At 65.9% G+C, this 15,868-nt stretch carries 15 protein-coding genes; 8 read left to right on the top strand and 7 right to left on the bottom strand.

What is annotated here, in order from left to right:
* Window positions 1-21 precede the first annotated feature (21 nt).
* On the bottom strand, window positions 22-366 hold the full coding sequence (gene arsC / locus VO57_006830) for an arsenate reductase (glutaredoxin) (protein XBL71043.1): 345 nt from the start codon (window positions 364-366) through the stop codon (window positions 22-24).
* 152 nt (window positions 367-518) lie between these two features.
* On the opposite strand from arsC, the gene VO57_006825 reads away from it, so the two are divergent.
* The 3 genes from VO57_006825 (at window position 519) to VO57_006815 (ending at window position 6,075) form a co-directional block, all read left to right on the top strand.
* Window positions 519-2,762: a TonB-dependent hemoglobin/transferrin/lactoferrin family receptor gene (locus tag VO57_006825; GenBank protein XBL71042.1), complete on the top strand. Its 2,244-nt coding sequence runs from the start codon at window positions 519-521 to the stop codon at window positions 2,760-2,762.
* Window positions 2,763-2,773: 11 nt separating this feature from the next.
* Window positions 2,774-3,778, top strand: coding sequence for a DUF6607 family protein (locus VO57_006820; protein ID XBL71041.1), 1,005 nt, complete (start codon window positions 2,774-2,776; stop codon window positions 3,776-3,778).
* A gap of 197 nt (window positions 3,779-3,975) precedes the next feature.
* A complete protein-coding gene (locus VO57_006815; protein ID XBL71040.1) occupies window positions 3,976-6,075 on the top strand; it encodes a TonB-dependent siderophore receptor in 2,100 nt (699 codons plus the stop codon).
* Window positions 6,076-6,078: 3 nt separating this feature from the next.
* Here VO57_006815 and VO57_006810 read toward each other — a convergent pair whose 3' ends face one another.
* Genes VO57_006810 through VO57_006800 form a run of 3 tightly spaced genes read right to left on the bottom strand, consistent with a single transcriptional unit; the run spans window position 6,079 to window position 7,634 of the window.
* Window positions 6,079-6,630, bottom strand: a complete 552-nt coding sequence (locus VO57_006810; protein ID XBL71039.1) for a (2Fe-2S)-binding protein — start codon at window positions 6,628-6,630, stop codon at window positions 6,079-6,081.
* A gap of 12 nt (window positions 6,631-6,642) precedes the next feature.
* The gene (locus tag VO57_006805; GenBank protein XBL71038.1) at window positions 6,643-6,873 is read right to left on the bottom strand and encodes a hypothetical protein; all 231 of its coding nucleotides are present in this window, start codon (window positions 6,871-6,873) and stop codon (window positions 6,643-6,645) included.
* Window positions 6,870-7,634, bottom strand: coding sequence for a class II aldolase/adducin family protein (locus tag VO57_006800; GenBank protein XBL71037.1), 765 nt, complete (start codon window positions 7,632-7,634; stop codon window positions 6,870-6,872). The genes VO57_006805 and VO57_006800 overlap by 4 nt, the downstream gene beginning before the upstream one ends.
* Before the next feature lie 115 nt (window positions 7,635-7,749).
* On the opposite strand from VO57_006800, the gene VO57_006795 reads away from it, so the two are divergent.
* On the top strand, window positions 7,750-9,114 hold the full coding sequence (locus tag VO57_006795; GenBank protein ID XBL71036.1) for an MATE family efflux transporter: 1,365 nt from the start codon (window positions 7,750-7,752) through the stop codon (window positions 9,112-9,114).
* Here the strand turns inward: VO57_006795 and VO57_006790 are convergent.
* Window positions 9,111-9,935, bottom strand: coding sequence for a sterol desaturase family protein (locus tag VO57_006790; GenBank protein XBL71035.1), 825 nt, complete (start codon window positions 9,933-9,935; stop codon window positions 9,111-9,113). The genes VO57_006795 and VO57_006790 overlap by 4 nt on opposite strands.
* Before the next feature lie 49 nt (window positions 9,936-9,984).
* On the opposite strand from VO57_006790, the gene VO57_006785 reads away from it, so the two are divergent.
* Window positions 9,985-10,560: a TIGR04282 family arsenosugar biosynthesis glycosyltransferase gene (locus VO57_006785; GenBank protein XBL71034.1), complete on the top strand. Its 576-nt coding sequence runs from the start codon at window positions 9,985-9,987 to the stop codon at window positions 10,558-10,560.
* The gene (locus VO57_006780; protein XBL71033.1) at window positions 10,539-11,285 is read left to right on the top strand and encodes a glycosyltransferase; all 747 of its coding nucleotides are present in this window, start codon (window positions 10,539-10,541) and stop codon (window positions 11,283-11,285) included. Before VO57_006785 ends, VO57_006780 begins: the two co-directional genes overlap by 22 nt.
* A gap of 1 nt (window position 11,286) precedes the next feature.
* On the opposite strand, the gene VO57_006775 is transcribed toward VO57_006780, so the two are convergent.
* Together VO57_006775 and VO57_006770 are read right to left on the bottom strand one after the other, a co-directional pair.
* On the bottom strand, window positions 11,287-12,321 hold the full coding sequence (locus tag VO57_006775) for an SDR family oxidoreductase (GenBank protein XBL71032.1): 1,035 nt from the start codon (window positions 12,319-12,321) through the stop codon (window positions 11,287-11,289).
* Window positions 12,318-13,370, bottom strand: a complete 1,053-nt coding sequence (locus VO57_006770) for a methyltransferase domain-containing protein (protein ID XBL71031.1) — start codon at window positions 13,368-13,370, stop codon at window positions 12,318-12,320. Before VO57_006770 ends, VO57_006775 begins: the two co-directional genes overlap by 4 nt.
* Window positions 13,371-13,453: 83 nt before the next feature.
* Between VO57_006770 and VO57_006765 the strand changes: the two genes are divergently transcribed.
* The gene (locus VO57_006765; protein XBL71030.1) at window positions 13,454-14,875 is read left to right on the top strand and encodes an FAD-dependent oxidoreductase; all 1,422 of its coding nucleotides are present in this window, start codon (window positions 13,454-13,456) and stop codon (window positions 14,873-14,875) included.
* On the top strand, window positions 14,851-15,867 hold the full coding sequence (locus VO57_006760) for a radical SAM protein (GenBank protein ID XBL71029.1): 1,017 nt from the start codon (window positions 14,851-14,853) through the stop codon (window positions 15,865-15,867). Before VO57_006765 ends, VO57_006760 begins: the two co-directional genes overlap by 25 nt.
* Window position 15,868: the final 1 nt, after the last annotated feature.

Here is a 15,868-nt window from a genome sequence, read left to right as displayed (position 1 = left end):
GGCTAGCCAAGCCCCTTCAGATCAGAGGATTTCCAGCACCCGGTCCTGCGGGCGGCACAGGCGTGCGCCCTTCTCCGTCTCGACCAGCGGGCGCTCGATCAGGATCGGGTCAGCGACCATCGCATCCAGTATCGTGTCCGCATCGGCATCGGGCAGGCCGCGCTCTTCGGCGTCCGTGCCCCGTGTGCGCAGCCCTTCGGCAGGGGTGATCCCGGCATCGCGGTACAGCTGGGCCAGCTTGTCGCGGGTCGGCGGCTCCTTGAGATATTCGACCACGGTGAGGTCGACCGCCTTGAGGCTCTCAAGGATCGCAAGCGTCTTGCGCGAAGTGCCGCATTTCGGATTGTGCCAGATGGTCGCTTTCATGATCCGCATCCCTTCGATGAAACTGATGCCGCTCGCCTAGCGCCGCGTCGATCCCCAGCCAAGACGAGACTCTCGACATACAGCGGTTGTAATTGCGAACCCTTCTCATTAGGCGGAGCTATCGCGAATCAATTGCAACAAAAGGGATCGCTATGAGGGACCACACTTTCCGTATCGCGCTTTTGCTGGGCGCATCCGCCCTGCCCGGCGCGGTCCATGCGGAGGACGCCGCCACCGGTAGCGAAGAGGCCGCGCAGGCGGCTGGCGAAGGCGAACAGATCGTCGTCACCGCAACCCGCACTCCGCTCGCTATCGAGGATGTGCCCGCCACCGTCACCGTGATCGACGCCGAGGACATTGCCGACGACATGGTGACCGACATCAAGGATCTGGTCCGCTACGAACCGGGGGTCTCCGTCCGCCGCGCTCCTGCCCGCTTCGGGGCGGCGCTGGGCACGCTGGGCCGCGCGCGGAACGAGGATTTCGTGATCCGCGGGATCGGCGGCAACCGCGTGCTGATCCAGGTCGACGGCATCCGCACGCCGCAGGGCTTCACCTTCGGCGCGCAGGAAGCGGGCCGTGGCGGCTATACCGATGTCAGCCTGGTCAAGTCGGTCGAGATCCTGCGCGGGCCCGCATCGGCGCTCTATGGCAGTGACGGGCTGGCTGGCGCGGTCAGCTTCACCACCAGCGATCCGGTCGACCTGATCGGCACCGATGCTTTCGGCGGTTTCGCCAGCGCTTCCTATTCGAGCGCTGACGAGGAATTCTCCGAAACCGTCGCGCTCGCCGGGCAGAGCGGCGCGTTCTCCGCGATGCTCGCCTACACCCGCCGCGATTTCCACGAGCTGGAGAACAAGGCCACGGTCGGCGGGCTCGGCGAGGCGCGCACGCTGCCCAACCCGCAGGATGGCGAGTCCGACGCGTTTCTGGGCAAGCTAGTGTGGGAACAGGGGCCGCACCGCCTGCGCCTCACGGGCGAGTACCTCGACAGCGCGCTGTTCACCGACGTGCTGACCGGGCAAGGCCCGCAATTCCTGTTCGGCCCCTCCCCCAGCTGGATCGTCGACGACCTGACCGCCAACGACACGACGAGCCGCAAGCGCGTCTCACTCGACTGGACCTATAGCGGCGGTGGCGCGGTCGATTACGCGCATGTCGCGGCCTATTATCAGACGGGCAAGGACGTGCAGTTCGCGGACGAGGACCGCTCCCCCGTCGGTGCCACCCCGCGCCCCGATCGCGAACGGCTCAACACCTTCGAGAACGAGGTCTTCGGCGGCGTGGCCGAGGCGCGCAAGGTCTTCTCGACCGGCGCGATCGGCCATGTGCTGGCCTTCGGCGGCGATGTCAGCTTCACCCGGCAGGAGGGCCTGCGCGACGGGACCGAGCCGCCCGCAGGCGAGGTCTTCCCCTCGCGCGCCTTCCCCGCGACCGACTTCACGCTGGGCGGGATCTTCCTCGCCGACGAGATCGCGCTGTTCGACAACCGGCTGACGATCTTTCCTGCGGTGCGGTTCGACTTCTACGACCTCTCGCCGACCGACGATCCGCTGCTGCCCAGCTTCACCGGATCGGCCCAGAGCGGAAACCGCCTGTCGCCCAAGCTGGGCGTCACGCTGAAGCTGGCCGAGAACACCCTGCTTTTCGCCAATTACGCACAAGGCTTCCGCGCGCCAACGCCCTATCAGGTGAACAATTTCTTCGAGAACCTCGCCTACGGCTACACCTCGCTGCCCAACCCGGACCTCGGCCCGGAAACCAGCGAGAGCTGGGAGGGCGGCATTCGCTTTTCGAGCGATGCGGTCTCGCTGCAGGTGGTTGGCTTCAAGGCCAATTACGACGACTTCATCAGCCAGCAGATCGTGGGCGGATCGTTCACCCCCGCCGACCCGGCGCAATACCAGTACGTCAATTTCGACGCGGTCGAGATCAAGGGGGCGGAGGCCAAGGCATCCTACCGCGCCGATAACGGCCTGACGGCGAACTTCGCGATCGCCTATGCCGATGGCGACATCCTGTCGCCGGGCGCCGCGCCGCAGCCGCTATCGACCATCGATCCGCTCAATCTGGTGGCGGGTATCGGATACCGCCATCCGCAAGGGCGCTTCGGCATCAACCTGACCGCGATCCACCATGCGCGCAAGGAACTGGACGAGACGACCGGCACGTGCACCGGCGATTGCTATCGCCCCGACGCGTTCACCGTGCTCGACGCGACCGCCTTCGTCGCGATTACCGATGCGCTCAAGCTGCGCGCCGGCATCTTCAACCTGACCGACGAGACCTACGCCTACTGGCAGGACGTGCGCGGCCTTTCCGCCACATCGACGATCACCTCGGCCTTCACCCGGCCGGGCCGCAACGCCAGCGTTTCGATCAACTTTTCATTCTGAGGGAGGACCACATGAAACTGACGACACTGATCGGCGCAGCCCTGCTCGCCACCACTGCCATCGCCAGCCCCGCGCTCGCCGACGGCCCCATCGCGGACCGCGGCGAAGCGGTCGAGCGCGCGCACTTCCAGAAGGACCGCGAGACCATCCTGTCGATGGCGGGCGACTACAAGGTGCGCTTCGACATGCAGGAATCGACGCCCTGGATGGAAGGCTACGAACCGCTCGATCGCAAGATTTCGGGCGGGTATGAATCGGTCCGCGTGATCGAGGATACCGGCACAAGAATCGTCCTCCAGCACCTGCTGGTGGTCGGCGACGAGGGCGAGGAATTCGTCATCAAGCACTGGCGGCAGGACTGGCAATACGAGCCCGAGAAGATCCTCGCCTATACCGGCCCCAATACCTGGGAATGGAAGGAAATGCCCGAGCGGATGCGCAACGGCCGCTGGTCGCAGACCGTCTATCAGGTCGACGACAGCCCGCGCTATGCCGGGTGGGGCGAATGGCAGGACAGTCAGGGCATTCGCCGCTGGCGTTCCAACTGGACCACCCGCCCGCTCGCCCGCCGCGACGCAGTGCGCCATCCGATCTACGACCGCTACGAAGGGATCAACCGCCACCAGCTGACCCCGACCGGCTGGATCCACTGGCAGGACAACACCAAGATGATGCTCGATGCTTCGGCAGAAGACGGGCTGAAGCCGGTGGTGCAGGAATACGTCCTCAACACCTACGACCGGTTCGATGGCTACAACACCGGCGCTGCCGACGCCTACTGGGCGGCCACCAAGGATTACTGGGCGGCGGTGCGCGACATGTGGGCCGAGGTAGCCGAGGCGAATGGCGGCATCACGATCGAGGAAGAGGCCGAGACCGGCACGGTTATCAGCGCCCGGCTGCTGACCATCGGAAACGAGCTGCAGGAAGGCACAATCGCGCAGGATGCGGCAATTGCAGAGGCACGCGCGCTGATCGGGGAGGCCACGGCACCCGCACAGCAAGGAGCGTACTAGAGCCGCAAGTGAACCGGCGCGCGTTCGGGCTCCTGAGACGGGCCTCGCGCGTCGGTTCATCCTGCCCCCCGCCAGGGTGTTCATGTTGGGTCGGTTCGTTTGCGCGGGTCTCATTCCCCACGCAGGGGCTTGCCTGTGCGACTAATTATCAATAGCGGGCATCCCGCAAACGCTAATTACTCGCATCAGGGATTCTCATGCACCGCTCTTCCTTCCGGTCCGGCCTTTTCCTCGGCGCCGCGATCGTCTGCGCCACTGCCAGCCCCGCAATGGCGAATACCGATTCAGAGGACGGCGCGACGCCCCAGCGCGACTACCTTCCCGCCGAGATTGTGGTGACCGGCGAGCGTGCGGGATACGATACCGCGGATGGCAGCACCGCCACGAAGACCCCGACCCCGCTGATCGATGTGCCGCAATCGGCCACCTTCATCACCGAGGACCAGCTGGAGGACCAGTCGATTCGCCAGCTGGGCGAGGCTCTGCGCTTCGTGCCCGGAATCAGCCTCGAATCGGGCGAAGGCCACCGTGACGAGATCTTCATCCGCGGGCAGGAAACCACCGCCGACTTCTATCTCGACGGTCTGCGCGACGACGCGCAATATTATCGCTCGCTCTACAACATCAGCCGGGTCGAAGTGCTCAAGGGCGCCAATGCGCTGATCTTCGGGCGCGGTGGCGGCGGCGGCGTGGTCAACCGTGTCAGCAAGAAGGCTCAGACGAACGAAGGCTTCGGTCAGTTCGATGCCTCTCTCGACACCTTCGGCGCCTTCGCGCTGCTCGCCGACGTCAACCAGCCGCTGACCGAGACGGTCGGCCTGCGCCTCAACGCCACCTACGAAGAATTCGACAATAACCGCGATTTCTACGAGGGTCGCTTCATCGGCATCTCGCCCACGCTCGGCGTCGATATCGGGCCGGACACACGGCTCGACGTGTCGTACACCTATGATGATGACCGGCGGACCACCGACCGCGGCGTCCCCTCCTTCCAGAGCGGGCCGCTGACCGGGTACGATGACACCTTCTTCGGCGATCCCGACTTCAACCGGAGCACGATCGAAGCGCACATCGCCCGCGCGCGGGTGACGCATCGTCTGTCCCCCGCGGTCAGCGTCAACGCGGCGCTGCAGTACGCCAGTTACGACAAGGCCTATGCCAACATCCTGCCGCGCGGCACCGACGGCACCTCGGTCAGCCTTGGTGGCTACGCCGATGCGACACAGCGCGAGAACCTGATCGGGCAGGCCAACCTGGTCGCTGAATTCGATACCGGTCCGATCGGGCACACGCTGCTGGTCGGCATCGAGGGCGGCAGGCAGGACACGCAGAATAGCCGCGACAACGTGACCTTCGCCGGTGCGAGCAGCGCGCCGCTGGCCGAAACGATCTTCGTCCCGCCCTTCACCACTGCACCCAGCCGCGCGCGCGACAGCGATCTGACGACCTTCTCCGCCTATGTGCAGGACCAGATCGCAATTGGCGACTTCGTCGAACTGGTCGCGGGCCTGCGGTTCGACCGCTTCGATCTCGATACGGTCGACCTCGTCAATGCCGTGGATGGCAGCCGGGTGGACGAGCAGTTCAGCCCGCGCGTCGGCCTGATCGTCAAGCCGGTCGAGAACGTCTCGCTCTACGCCGCCTATTCCGAAAGCTTCCTGCCGCAGGCGGGCGACCAGTTCGTGATCCTGAGCCCCGGCGACGCCGCGTTCGAGCCCGAGCAGTTCACCAATTACGAGATCGGCGTCAAATGGGCGATCGGTCCGCGCCTGCTCGCCGCTGCATCGATCTTCCGGCTGGAGCGGGAGAACACAACCGCGCCCGATCCGAACAATACCGGGCTGACGCTGCAGACCGGCGCGAGCCGCACAGAAGGCTTCGAGATCAGCCTGACCGGCGAAATCCTGCCCTTCTGGGAGGCGAGCCTCGGCTATACCTATCTCGATGGCGAGATTACCGAGACGACCGATGCTGCGGTCGCCGGCACGCGGCTGCAGCAACTGCCCGAACACCAGATCACCGCATGGAACCGGTTCAACCTGACCGACCGGCTGGGCGTGGGCGCAGGCCTGATCTATCAGGGCGAACAGTTCGCCAGCTTCAGCCAGAACGTGACGCTGCCCGACTACGTCCGGGTGGATGCGGCGATCTTCTACGACGTCACGGACCGGATCGCGGTGCAGGTGAACGTCGAGAACCTGTTCGACGAGACCTACTATCCGAGCGCTCACGGCGACAACAACATCCAGCCGGGTCGTCCGTTCAGCGCCCGCTTCGGCGTTCGCCTGAAGATGTAACCGCTAGTCGGCGCGCGGCTCGACCGGTGCGAGCGCCGGGACATCGCGCGCCGCCTCTTGGGGATCGATCGCGGGTGGCGGGGCGGCTTCAATGGCCTGCGCACCGCTCGCCGCCTCGCTTGCCCGCACGATTGCCCGCGCCAGTCGCGGATAAACCCCGCAGCGGCAGATGTTGGGGATCGCGACGTCCATGTCCGCGCGGCTCGGCGACGGATTGGCCTCGAGCAGCGCGGCCGCGGCGATCGCGATCCCCGGCGTGCAGAAGCCGCACTGGATCGCCTGTTCGGCGACCAGTGCCTGCTGCACCGGGTGCGAACGATCGCGCGAAAGCCCCTCTATCGTCGTGATCAACCGCCCTTCCGCCTCCTCAATCGAGACGAGGCAGGATCGCAGCGGCACGCCGTCGATCAGCACCATGCACGCACCGCAATCGCCCGTCCCACAGCCGAACTTGGTGCCGGTGAGGTTGCTTGCCTCGCGCAGTGCGAACAGCAGCGGGGTTTCGGGGTCGAGCAGATATTGCACCGGCCGATTATTGACCGTCATCTTCGTCAAGGCGTCACCAAGCTAATCCGCATAAAACTCGACCAGATGGCACCGCTCGCAACGGAACGCGCGCAGCGGCTTGAGCGCCTTCTTGTCCACTTTCACGCTGCCGGTCCAGCCGGTCTGCGGCGTGCCTTCCTGCCAGCGGGCGGGCTGCACCTCGCCATAGCCCATGTCGACCACGAACCCTTCGGCGCTGCGCCCGCCGCACTTGCCGCAATGGCGCGCTTCGGCGGGTGCAGGATCGCTCACTGCTGCCAGCTGTCGTCGATCCGCGTCGCCTTGCGCTTCCACGCCTCGAAATCGAACACGCCCGCGCCGCCCTGGCCCTGCATGACGGCAAGGTCGCGCTGGTGGACATCGACCACGTCCTGCTGCACCACTACCGCCTCTCCCTGGCTGAGCGTGGCGACCTGAATCTCGCATGCACGTTGCAGCGACCACATCATCACGAACATCTGCTGGATCGTTTTGGCCATCACGACCGGGCCATGGTTGCGCAGCATCAGGATCGACTTGTCGCCGAGGTTCTCGAGCAGACGGTCGCCCTCTTCGGCGCGCACCGTGACACCCTCGAAATCGTGATAGCCGATCTGGTTCTGGAAGTTGCAGGCGTAGAAATTGGTCGGCAGCAATCCGTCCCTGTGGCTGCACACCGCCATCGTCGCTGTGGTGTGAACGTGGCAGATAGCATTTGCCCGCTCGCCCAGATGCTTGTGGAAATGCGCGTGCTGGGTGAAGCCCGCCTTGTTCACCATGTAGGGCGAACCGCCGATATTATTGCCCTCGACATCGATCTTTACGAGGTTGGAGGCCGTCACTTCCTCGTACAGCAGGCCGAAGGGGTTGATCAGGAAAGCGCCCTCTTCGCCCGGCACCGCGACCGAAATGTGGTTGTAGATCGATTCCGACCAGCCGAGCAGGTCGAAGATGCGATAACAGGCGGCGAGATCGAGCCGCGCCTGCCATTCTTCCTTCGAACATTCGTAATCGAGCTTCGCCTGCGTCGCCATCGGGCCTCTCCTTCATGTCTGTTTGCCGGGCATGATAGGACAACGCGTGGCGCGCGCACAAGCGCGGGGATTTGGCGCTTTAGCTTGCGCGACGTTCGGTCTACCGACCCGCGCAATGAGCAAACAAGCAAAGCTGACGCGCGGGAGCATTCCGGGCCATCTCGTGACGCAGACCCTGCCGATGATCATCGGTGTCGCCGCGATCATGTCGATCAGCCTGATCGACGCCTATTTCATCGGTCAGCTGGGGCCCGACCCGCTCGCCGCGATCAGCTTCATCTTCCCGATCTCGGTCGCGCTGACCAGTCTTGGCGTGGGCGTGATGGTCGGCATCAATTCGGTCGTCGCGCGTTCGCTCGGCGCGGGCGATCACGATCAGGCCGCACGGCGGGCGAACCTGGGCGTGGTCTTCGCCACGGTGGTCGGCGTGATCTTGGGGCTCGCGCTGTGGCTGCTGCAGGAGCCGCTGTTCCGGCTGATGAATGCGCCGGACAACCTGCTGCCGCTCATCCGCGACTATATGGACCCGTTCGCGCTCGCCTTCCCGTTTTCGCTCGTGCTGATGGGCTTCAACGGAGTGCTTCGCGGACAGGGTGAAGCGAAGATGAGCAGCTTCATCAACATCGCCTACGCGGCGGTCAACTGGGTGCTCGACCCGATCATGATCACCGGCGCATTCGGGTTCGAAGGCTTCGGGATCGCAGGCGCGGCTTATGCGACGCTGATCGGCTGGGCGATTGCGGTGGTGCTGGCGGTCGTGTGCGTCGGGCGAACGCACCTGCCGTTCAATCCGGCGCTGATCCGCGATTGCGAGAACCCGCGCGAGCCGATCGTGGCGATCATGAAGGTAGCAGGCCCGGCCTCCTTCTCCAACGCGATCAACCCCATCGGCCTGTCGGTGCTGACCGCGCTGATCGCGCTGGAAGGCCAGTCCGCAGTCGCCGCCTTCGGCGCGGCGGGCCGGCTGCAGAGCTTCGCGATCGTCCCGCTGCTTGCGCTGTCGGGTTCGATCGGCGCCATCGTCGGTCAGAACTGGGGCGCAAACCAGCCCGAAAGGTCGCGCGCGGCGGCGCGCGGCGCAGGGCTGTTCAGCGTGATCTACGGCCTGGTGATTGCGGTCGCGCTGGTCGCAGCGGCGAAGTGGTTTGCAGGCTTCTTCACCGACGACCCGGCCATCGTGCGCCAGTTCTCCCGCTATCTGGAGATCGCCGCATGGGGCTATGCCGGGTTCGGCCTGCTGATCGTGGGCAATGGCATCCTCAACGCGGTCGACAAGGCAGGCCTCGCGCTGGCGCAAAGCTGCGCGCGCGTGTTCCTGGTGATGCTGCCATTCGGCTGGCTGCTGCGGCCTGTCTGGGATTCGGACGCGATCTACGCTGCGGAACTGGCCGCCAACCTCGTCGGCGGGCTGGTCGCGGTGCTGCTGGTGCGCAAGGTGCTCAGCGGCACGCCGCCAGCCGCGCAGCGCAAGGGCGGCTAGCGCAGGCTGACAGCGCCCGGCGGGAGCGGCGCGGGCGTCACGCGAAACGGCGCGGTCAGACTGTTGCCCAGCGACAGGTCCGCCAGCGAGGCCGCGTCCGCGTCCGCGTCCGCGACCCCGATCTCGATCCGCTCCTGCGGTTTGCTGCGCAAGGTGCGGTGCAGCCGGTCCCACAGGCTCAGCCCGCTGGTCCAATTGCTGTTCATCTCCTCCCACACCTTCGAGTGATGCACGCCATGCATCTTCGGCGTGGTGAGGATCAGCGACAGGGTCTCGTCCCACCGCCCCGGCAGCGCGAGGTTGGAATGGTGGAACAGCACTGATGCATCGAAGAAGCGCCGGTGTGCCATCAGTATGCGCACGTCTGCCCCGCTGAGCACCACTTGTGCGACCCTGAAGGGCAATGAGACCAGCATATCGACCGCGTGAAACCGCAGCGCGGTGGTCATGTCCATGTCCGGATCGATGTGATGCACCCGGTGAAACCGCCACAGGAACGGCACCCTGTGGGTCGCGATGTGCCACCAGTAAAAAGCGTAATCCATCGCCGCGACGCCCAGCACGATCTGCAACGGGCGCGGCAGCGGCAGCACTTGCACGAGGCCCCGCCGGGCTCGGACATTGCCCTTGGCCAGCCGGGTAAGCAGCGGCATCTCGATCGCAGTGACCACCAGCATCGTACCCGCCCCCAGCGCGAGATTGCGCGCCTGTCGGGTTGCGGTGGAGTGCGTCTGGCGGCGCAGCGGCCGCGCCCGCTCGGCCAGCCACAACCCGCCGACCAGCGCGACGGCGAGTACGGTCAGGGGTGAAATGCGGGCCATGCCTGTTGGCTTATGGGAAAAGTCGCGCGCTGTCGCTATGCCCGCAAGGATGACGCCCGAGATCGCGATTTTCGCCCGCTGGCCGGAGCCGGGCAAGGCCAAGACCCGGCTGATCCCGACGCTGGGCGCCGAAGGCGCGGCGCAGCTCTACCGCACATTGCTGGAACTGACCGTGCGCGAGGCACGCGGCAGCGGCCTGCCGTTCCATCTGCGGGTGACGGGTAGCGAGCCGGACCGTTTCCGCGAGTGGCTCGGCAGCGAACTCGACGTACGCGATCAGGGTGACGGCGATCTGGGCGAAAAGCTGACCCGCGTACCCACTCCGGGCATGATGATCGGCAGCGACTGCCCCGGTCTGACGGCCGCGTTGTTGCGCGAGGCTGGCGATGCTCTTTCGAGCCACGAGGCAGTGATCGGCCCGGCGGATGATGGCGGTTACTGGCTGCTCGGCCTGCGCGCACCCTGCCCCGACCTGTTCGTCGACATGGAGTGGAGCACGGACGCGGTCTTCCCCGAAACCATGCGGCGGCTTGAGGCCAGGGGCATCGTCCCGCACCTGCTGCCCGAGTTGACCGATATCGATACGGGCGAGGATCTCGCCGCATGGCCGGAACTGCTGGCGTGAGCGATACAGGCGTCGCGATCGTGGTGCCGGTGTTGAACGAGGCGGCGGCTATTCCCGCGCTCGCCGAGCATCTCGCCACACTCGATCCAAAGCCTGCGCAGATCATCGTCGTCGACGGAGGAAGCAGTGACGACACGCTTGCTCTGGCGCGCGCAGCCGGGTGGCAGACACTCTCCGCCGAACGCGGGCGTGCGCGGCAGATCAACGCGGGCGTCGAAACCGCCGGGGCACCTCTGGTTTGCGTGGTCCATGCCGACAGCTTTCCGCCTGCCGACATGGTCGCGGTGATCCGCGACACTCTCGCCGACAAGCGCATCGCGCTCGCCAGCTTCACTCCTCTGATTACCGGCGCGAAGACCCGCTGGCTGACCAGCGCGCACAATTACGTGAAGACTTGGTACGCGCCGCTGCTGTGCCGCCCGCACCTGTTCTTTCGCGGCGTGCGCCTGCTGTTCGGCGACCATGCGATGTTCTTCCGCCGCGCCGACTTTCTGACCATCGGCGGCTGTACGCCGGGCGACATGGTGATGGAAGAAGCGGACCTGTGCGTGAAATTCGCGCGGCTGGGCCGCATCCGCATGGTCCCCCGCGTGGTGCGGACATCGGACCGGCGGATCGCCGCGTGGGGTCCGCTCAAAGCCAACTGGATCTACTTCAAGGTCGGCATCCTGTGGGCCCTCGGCCTGCGCGGGCGCATGGAGCGCGACTACCCCGATATCCGGTGAGCTAGCGCGCCAGCACTCCGGCAGCGGGCAGGAAGCCTTCCTCCGTGCAGAAATCGATCAACCGGCGCAGATAGGCCTCGTCCGCCGGGCCGGATTCGATCCCGGTGAGCGCGCGAAAGCGGCTGTCGTCGAAGCGCGGGTCGCGCTGGAAATAGCTGGCATAAAGCGCCGAAACCCGCCCATGCAGCCGCCGTTCGAGCGGTGGCAGCGTACTTGCATCGAAGCGCGCGGGATCGACCAGCGTGGGCGAGCGCAGCCCTTCGACCGAGCCGATCGCGCGCGCGAAATCGGCCATCGGCAGCGGCTCGGACGGGACGAGGTGGTAGGTTCCACCGCGCGCGGCCTCCCAGCTCTCGACCATCGCCGCGATCCCGCCAGCGACATGGTCGATCGGCACGAAGGCGAGCGTCGCGTCCGCCCCTGCTGGCACCAGCCTGATGCGTCCCTCCGCGATCAGCCGGAACGCCATGTAGAGAGCGTCGAACTGGCGTACCCGACCGCTCTGATATTCGCCCAGCGTGATCCCGGGCCGCGCTATCGCCCAGTCGAGGCCGGAGGCACGCACCAGGCGCTCACCCGCCGCCTTGCTCGCCTCATAACCATTGGCAAAGCTGCTGTCGGGCAGCGGATCGTCCTCACGGATCATCCCGTCGCGCGTGCCGCAAACATAGGCCGTGCTGACATGCAGCAGCCCTGCCCCGCCCGCCTGCGCCAGCGCGATCACATTCGCCGTACCGCGCGTGTTGGTCGCCTCGTACTCGGCGTCGGTCAGGTCGAAACGGATGGTGGCCGCGCAGTGGATCACGAGGTCGTGCGCCTGTGCCAGCCGGTCGAACGTCGCTGCGTCCAGCGCCAGACGGTCCTGCCGGATATCGCACGGCACCGCCTCGGCAATCGCGACGGTGCTGCCGTCGTTCGCGCGCACCTCGGGGTTGCGGTGGACCAGCGCGGTCACGCCATGCCCTGCCGCGACCAGCCGCGCGCAGACTTCACCGCCGATAAGCCCGGCGGCACCCGTTACAAGAATCCGGCTCAACAGCAGCCGCCGCCGGTCGCGACCTGGGGCGTAGCTCCGGCGAGCGGAAACAGCGTGCCGCAATCGGGATAGATGCCGTAATGCGTGCCGAAGTCGCCAAAGAACTCGAAATGCTCGGCAAAGCGCGTGTCGGCCAGCATCTTCCAGCTGTTGCCGCACACGGGGAACATGCGCCCGCGTTCGATCCTGTGATGATCGTCCAGCACGAACACGCGCTCCTCGCCCGCGACCGTGCCCTTGTAGCGAACAGCCTGCCCATAATCCTCACACAGCGGCTCAAACTCGGGCAGCTTGAACAGCCGCGCGGTGGCCGAATGGAAGGCGATCCCGTCCAGCTTTTCCTGAATTTGCGGATCGTTGATCCCCAGCGGGCGGCTGGTGACCAGTCGCGGGTCGAGGAACCCGGCGGCCTTGGCCGAGGCGATGAAGTCGAACCAGTACATCGCGCCCGACAGGCACTCGCCATGCAGCACGGGATCGTCGCGCAGGCCCTCGGGCACGCGGCGGTCGGAATAGACGTCGGAGAAATAGAGCTCCCCACCGGGCTTGAGCAGGCGGTAGGCCGCGTCGAACACCGCGCGCTTGTCTGCAACCAGGTTGATCACGCAGTTGGAGACGATGACGTCGAAGCTGCCATCTTCCAGATCGAGGTCGCCCAGCTTTTCGATGTCGCCTTCGATGAAGCGCACGTTGCTCTTCGCATAGCCGAACCGCTCGCGGTGCCAGTCCTCATGCTCGCGGGCGACCGCCAGCTGCGCGGGGGTCGCGTCGACGCCGGTGACGGAGCCATGTTCGCCCACCATCTGCGCCAGCAGATAGGCGTCCTGCCCGCTGCCCGAACCGAGATCGAGCACCTTGGCCCCCTCGATCGCCTGCGGGGCGACCAGCCCGCAACCGTAATAGCGCGCGCGGACATCCTCATGCACATTGCGCAGCAGCGCCATCAGCGCGGGCGGCGGTGCGTCGAGCGTGCAGCAGGCATCGGTCTTGAGATCGGCGGAGCCTTGCAGCACCTCGCCATAATAGTTCTGCGAATTTTCGAGATTCATGAAACGTTTCGACCCTTGCCTGCGAATATGCCACACACAGCACGAGGTTCGGTTCTCGGGCAAGCTTGGTTTCAGGGACAGGCATGAAATTTACCCATGACGTGATCGTGATCGGCGCGGGGGCGGCCGGTCTCACCGCTGCGGGCGGCTGCGCGATGTTCGGCCTGAAGGCCGCGCTGATCGAGCGGGCCGAGATGGGCGGCGAGTGTCTCAACAACGGTTGCGTACCGTCCAAGGCGCTGATTACCGCCGCCAAACGCGCAGCGGAAGCGAACGAGTACGAACGCTTCGGCATCCAGATGGCCGCCGCGAAGGTCAACTGGACCGGCGTGCACGCGCATATCCACGAAGCGATCGCGCACATCGCGCCGCACGACAGCCAGGAACGGTTCGAGGAGATGGGCTGCGACGTCTATCGCGGCCACGCGCACTTCATCGGCCCGCGCAAGGTGCAGGTCGGCGATGTCGAGCTGAGTGCCCCAAAGATCGTCATCGCCACCGGGTCGGAACCGATGGTGCCGCCGATCGAGGGGCTGGATAGCGTGCCCTACCTGACCAACGAGAATATCTGGGATCTCGACCAGTTGCCCCAGCACCTCGTCATCATCGGCGGCGGGGTGATCGGGATGGAGATGGCGCAGAGCTTCCGGCGGCTGGGCAGCGAAGTCACCATCATCGAACCGGGCGAGCTCATGGGCCGCGACGATCCGGAATCGGTCGCGGTGGTGGTCGAACAGATGAAGGCCGAAGGGGTGATGTTCGTGAAGGGCACAGCCGCCAGGGTGACGCCCGGCGTGCTCGCCAGCCTCACCGTGACGCTGGAAGACGGGCAGGAGGTTGCTGGCACGCACCTGCTGATCGCCACCGGGCGCAAGGCACGCACCGAAGGCTACGGGCTGGAAGAGATCGGCGTCGAGCTGGGCCGCAACGGGATCAAGGTCGATGCGCGGCGGCGCACGAACCTCAAGCATATCTACGCGATCGGCGATTGCCGCGAGGGCCCGCGGCTGACGCATGTGTCTGACTACGAAGGGTCCAACGTCGCGCTGGAAATCACGCTGGGCGTGCCGACCAAGGTCGACTGGTCCGCCCTGCCCTGGTGCACCTATACCGACCCCGAAGTCGCGCAGATCGGGATGACCGAGGCGCAGGCGCGCGAGGAGCTGGGCGACAAGGTGACCGTGGTGCGCGAAGGCTTCGACCACAACGAACGCGCCATTGCGGAAGGGGACACGCGGGGCCACCTGAAGGTGGTGATGGTCGGCAAGAAAGTTCTCGGCGCAAGCATCGTCGGCAAAAATGCGGGCGAAATGCTGCTGCCTTTCACGCAAGCGATTACCGGCAAGGCGAGCACCTTCGCTATGGGCAGCGCGATTATCGCCTATCCGACCCGCAGCGAGATCACCAAGGCGGCAGCGTTCAGCGCGTGGGAAGGCACGGTGTTCGGCAGCGTGCCCAAGGGCTACGCCAAAACGCGCGCATGGTTCAGGAAGACGCTGCGCTGATGGCGTCGCGTTCCAAAAGCCGCAACGCGCCGCAAGGCCCCTCGCCCTTCGCGGTCGAGGCCGATGCCCTGCCCGAAGGCAAGTTCACCGATCCCGACATCACCGCCGACGGATCGCCGCGCGCGCAGGTTCCGCTGCTGGAGCTGGAGACGCTGTGGCTGTGCACCGGCACGCTGTGCAATCTCGCCTGCGCGACCTGCTATATCGAGAGCAGCCCGACCAACGATGCGCTGATATACCTGACCGCAGAGTACGCCGCGCGCTATTTCGACGAGATCGAGCGCGATGGGTGGTCGACGCGCGAGATCGGCTTCACCGGCGGCGAGCCGTTCATGAACCCGCATTTCATGGCCATGCTGGAAGACGCGCTCTCGCGCGGGTTCGACGTGCTGGTGCTGTCCAACGCGATGAAGCCGATGCGTCGGCACGAGGCCAAGCTGCTGGCCCTGCGCGAGGCCTATGGCGACAAGCTGACGATCCGCGTCAGCCTAGACCATCACACCAAACCCGTGCACGAGGGCGAGCGCGGGCCGAACAGCTGGGATGCCGCGATCGGCGGGCTCCGCTGGCTGTCCGAGCACGGCTTTCGTATCGCGGTTGCCGGGAGGCTGCTGCCCGGCGAAGGGATGGTCGAGGCGCGCGACGGCTATGCCGCGCTATTCGAACGGGAGACCATCCGTATCGACGCGCATGATCCCTCACGCTGCGTCCTTTTCCCCGAGATGGACGCGGACAAGGACGTCGCCGAAATCACCACCGCCTGCTGGGACATTCTCGGCAAGTCGCCTGCCGACATCATGTGCGCGACCAGCCGCATGGTCGTCCACCGCAAGGGCGAACCCGCCCCGCGCGTGGTGGCGTGCACGCTGATTCCTCATGATCGCGAGTTCGACTTCGGCGAAACGCTGGCCGATGCCAATGCCGCGGTGAAGCTGAACCACCCCCACTGCGCGCGCTTCTGCGTGCTGGGCGGTGCGAGTTGCTCGGCCTGAG

Origin of the sequence: Citromicrobium bathyomarinum (assembly GCA_001306305.2) — a bacterium.
Classification (GTDB): Bacteria; Pseudomonadota; Alphaproteobacteria; order Sphingomonadales; family Sphingomonadaceae; genus Alteriqipengyuania; species Alteriqipengyuania bathyomarina.
The sequence above is the reverse complement of the archived record's forward strand: the minus strand, read 5'-3'. Positions and strand labels throughout refer to the sequence as shown.

Coding starts and splice junctions, on each gene's coding strand:
- arsC (XBL71043.1), bottom strand. CDS start 366: ATGAAAGCGACCATCTGGCACAATCCGAAATGCGGCACTTCGCGCAAG.
- VO57_006825 (XBL71042.1), top strand. CDS start 519: ATGAGGGACCACACTTTCCGTATCGCGCTTTTGCTGGGCGCATCCGCC.
- VO57_006820 (XBL71041.1), top strand. CDS start 2,774: ATGAAACTGACGACACTGATCGGCGCAGCCCTGCTCGCCACCACTGCC.
- VO57_006815 (XBL71040.1), top strand. CDS start 3,976: ATGCACCGCTCTTCCTTCCGGTCCGGCCTTTTCCTCGGCGCCGCGATC.
- VO57_006800 (XBL71037.1), bottom strand. CDS start 7,634: ATGGCGACGCAGGCGAAGCTCGATTACGAATGTTCGAAGGAAGAATGG.
- VO57_006795 (XBL71036.1), top strand. CDS start 7,750: ATGAGCAAACAAGCAAAGCTGACGCGCGGGAGCATTCCGGGCCATCTC.
- VO57_006790 (XBL71035.1), bottom strand. CDS start 9,935: ATGGCCCGCATTTCACCCCTGACCGTACTCGCCGTCGCGCTGGTCGGC.
- VO57_006785 (XBL71034.1), top strand. CDS start 9,985: ATGACGCCCGAGATCGCGATTTTCGCCCGCTGGCCGGAGCCGGGCAAG.
- VO57_006780 (XBL71033.1), top strand. CDS start 10,539: ATGGCCGGAACTGCTGGCGTGAGCGATACAGGCGTCGCGATCGTGGTG.
- VO57_006770 (XBL71031.1), bottom strand. CDS start 13,370: ATGAATCTCGAAAATTCGCAGAACTATTATGGCGAGGTGCTGCAAGGC.
- VO57_006765 (XBL71030.1), top strand. CDS start 13,454: ATGAAATTTACCCATGACGTGATCGTGATCGGCGCGGGGGCGGCCGGT.
- VO57_006760 (XBL71029.1), top strand. CDS start 14,851: ATGGTTCAGGAAGACGCTGCGCTGATGGCGTCGCGTTCCAAAAGCCGC.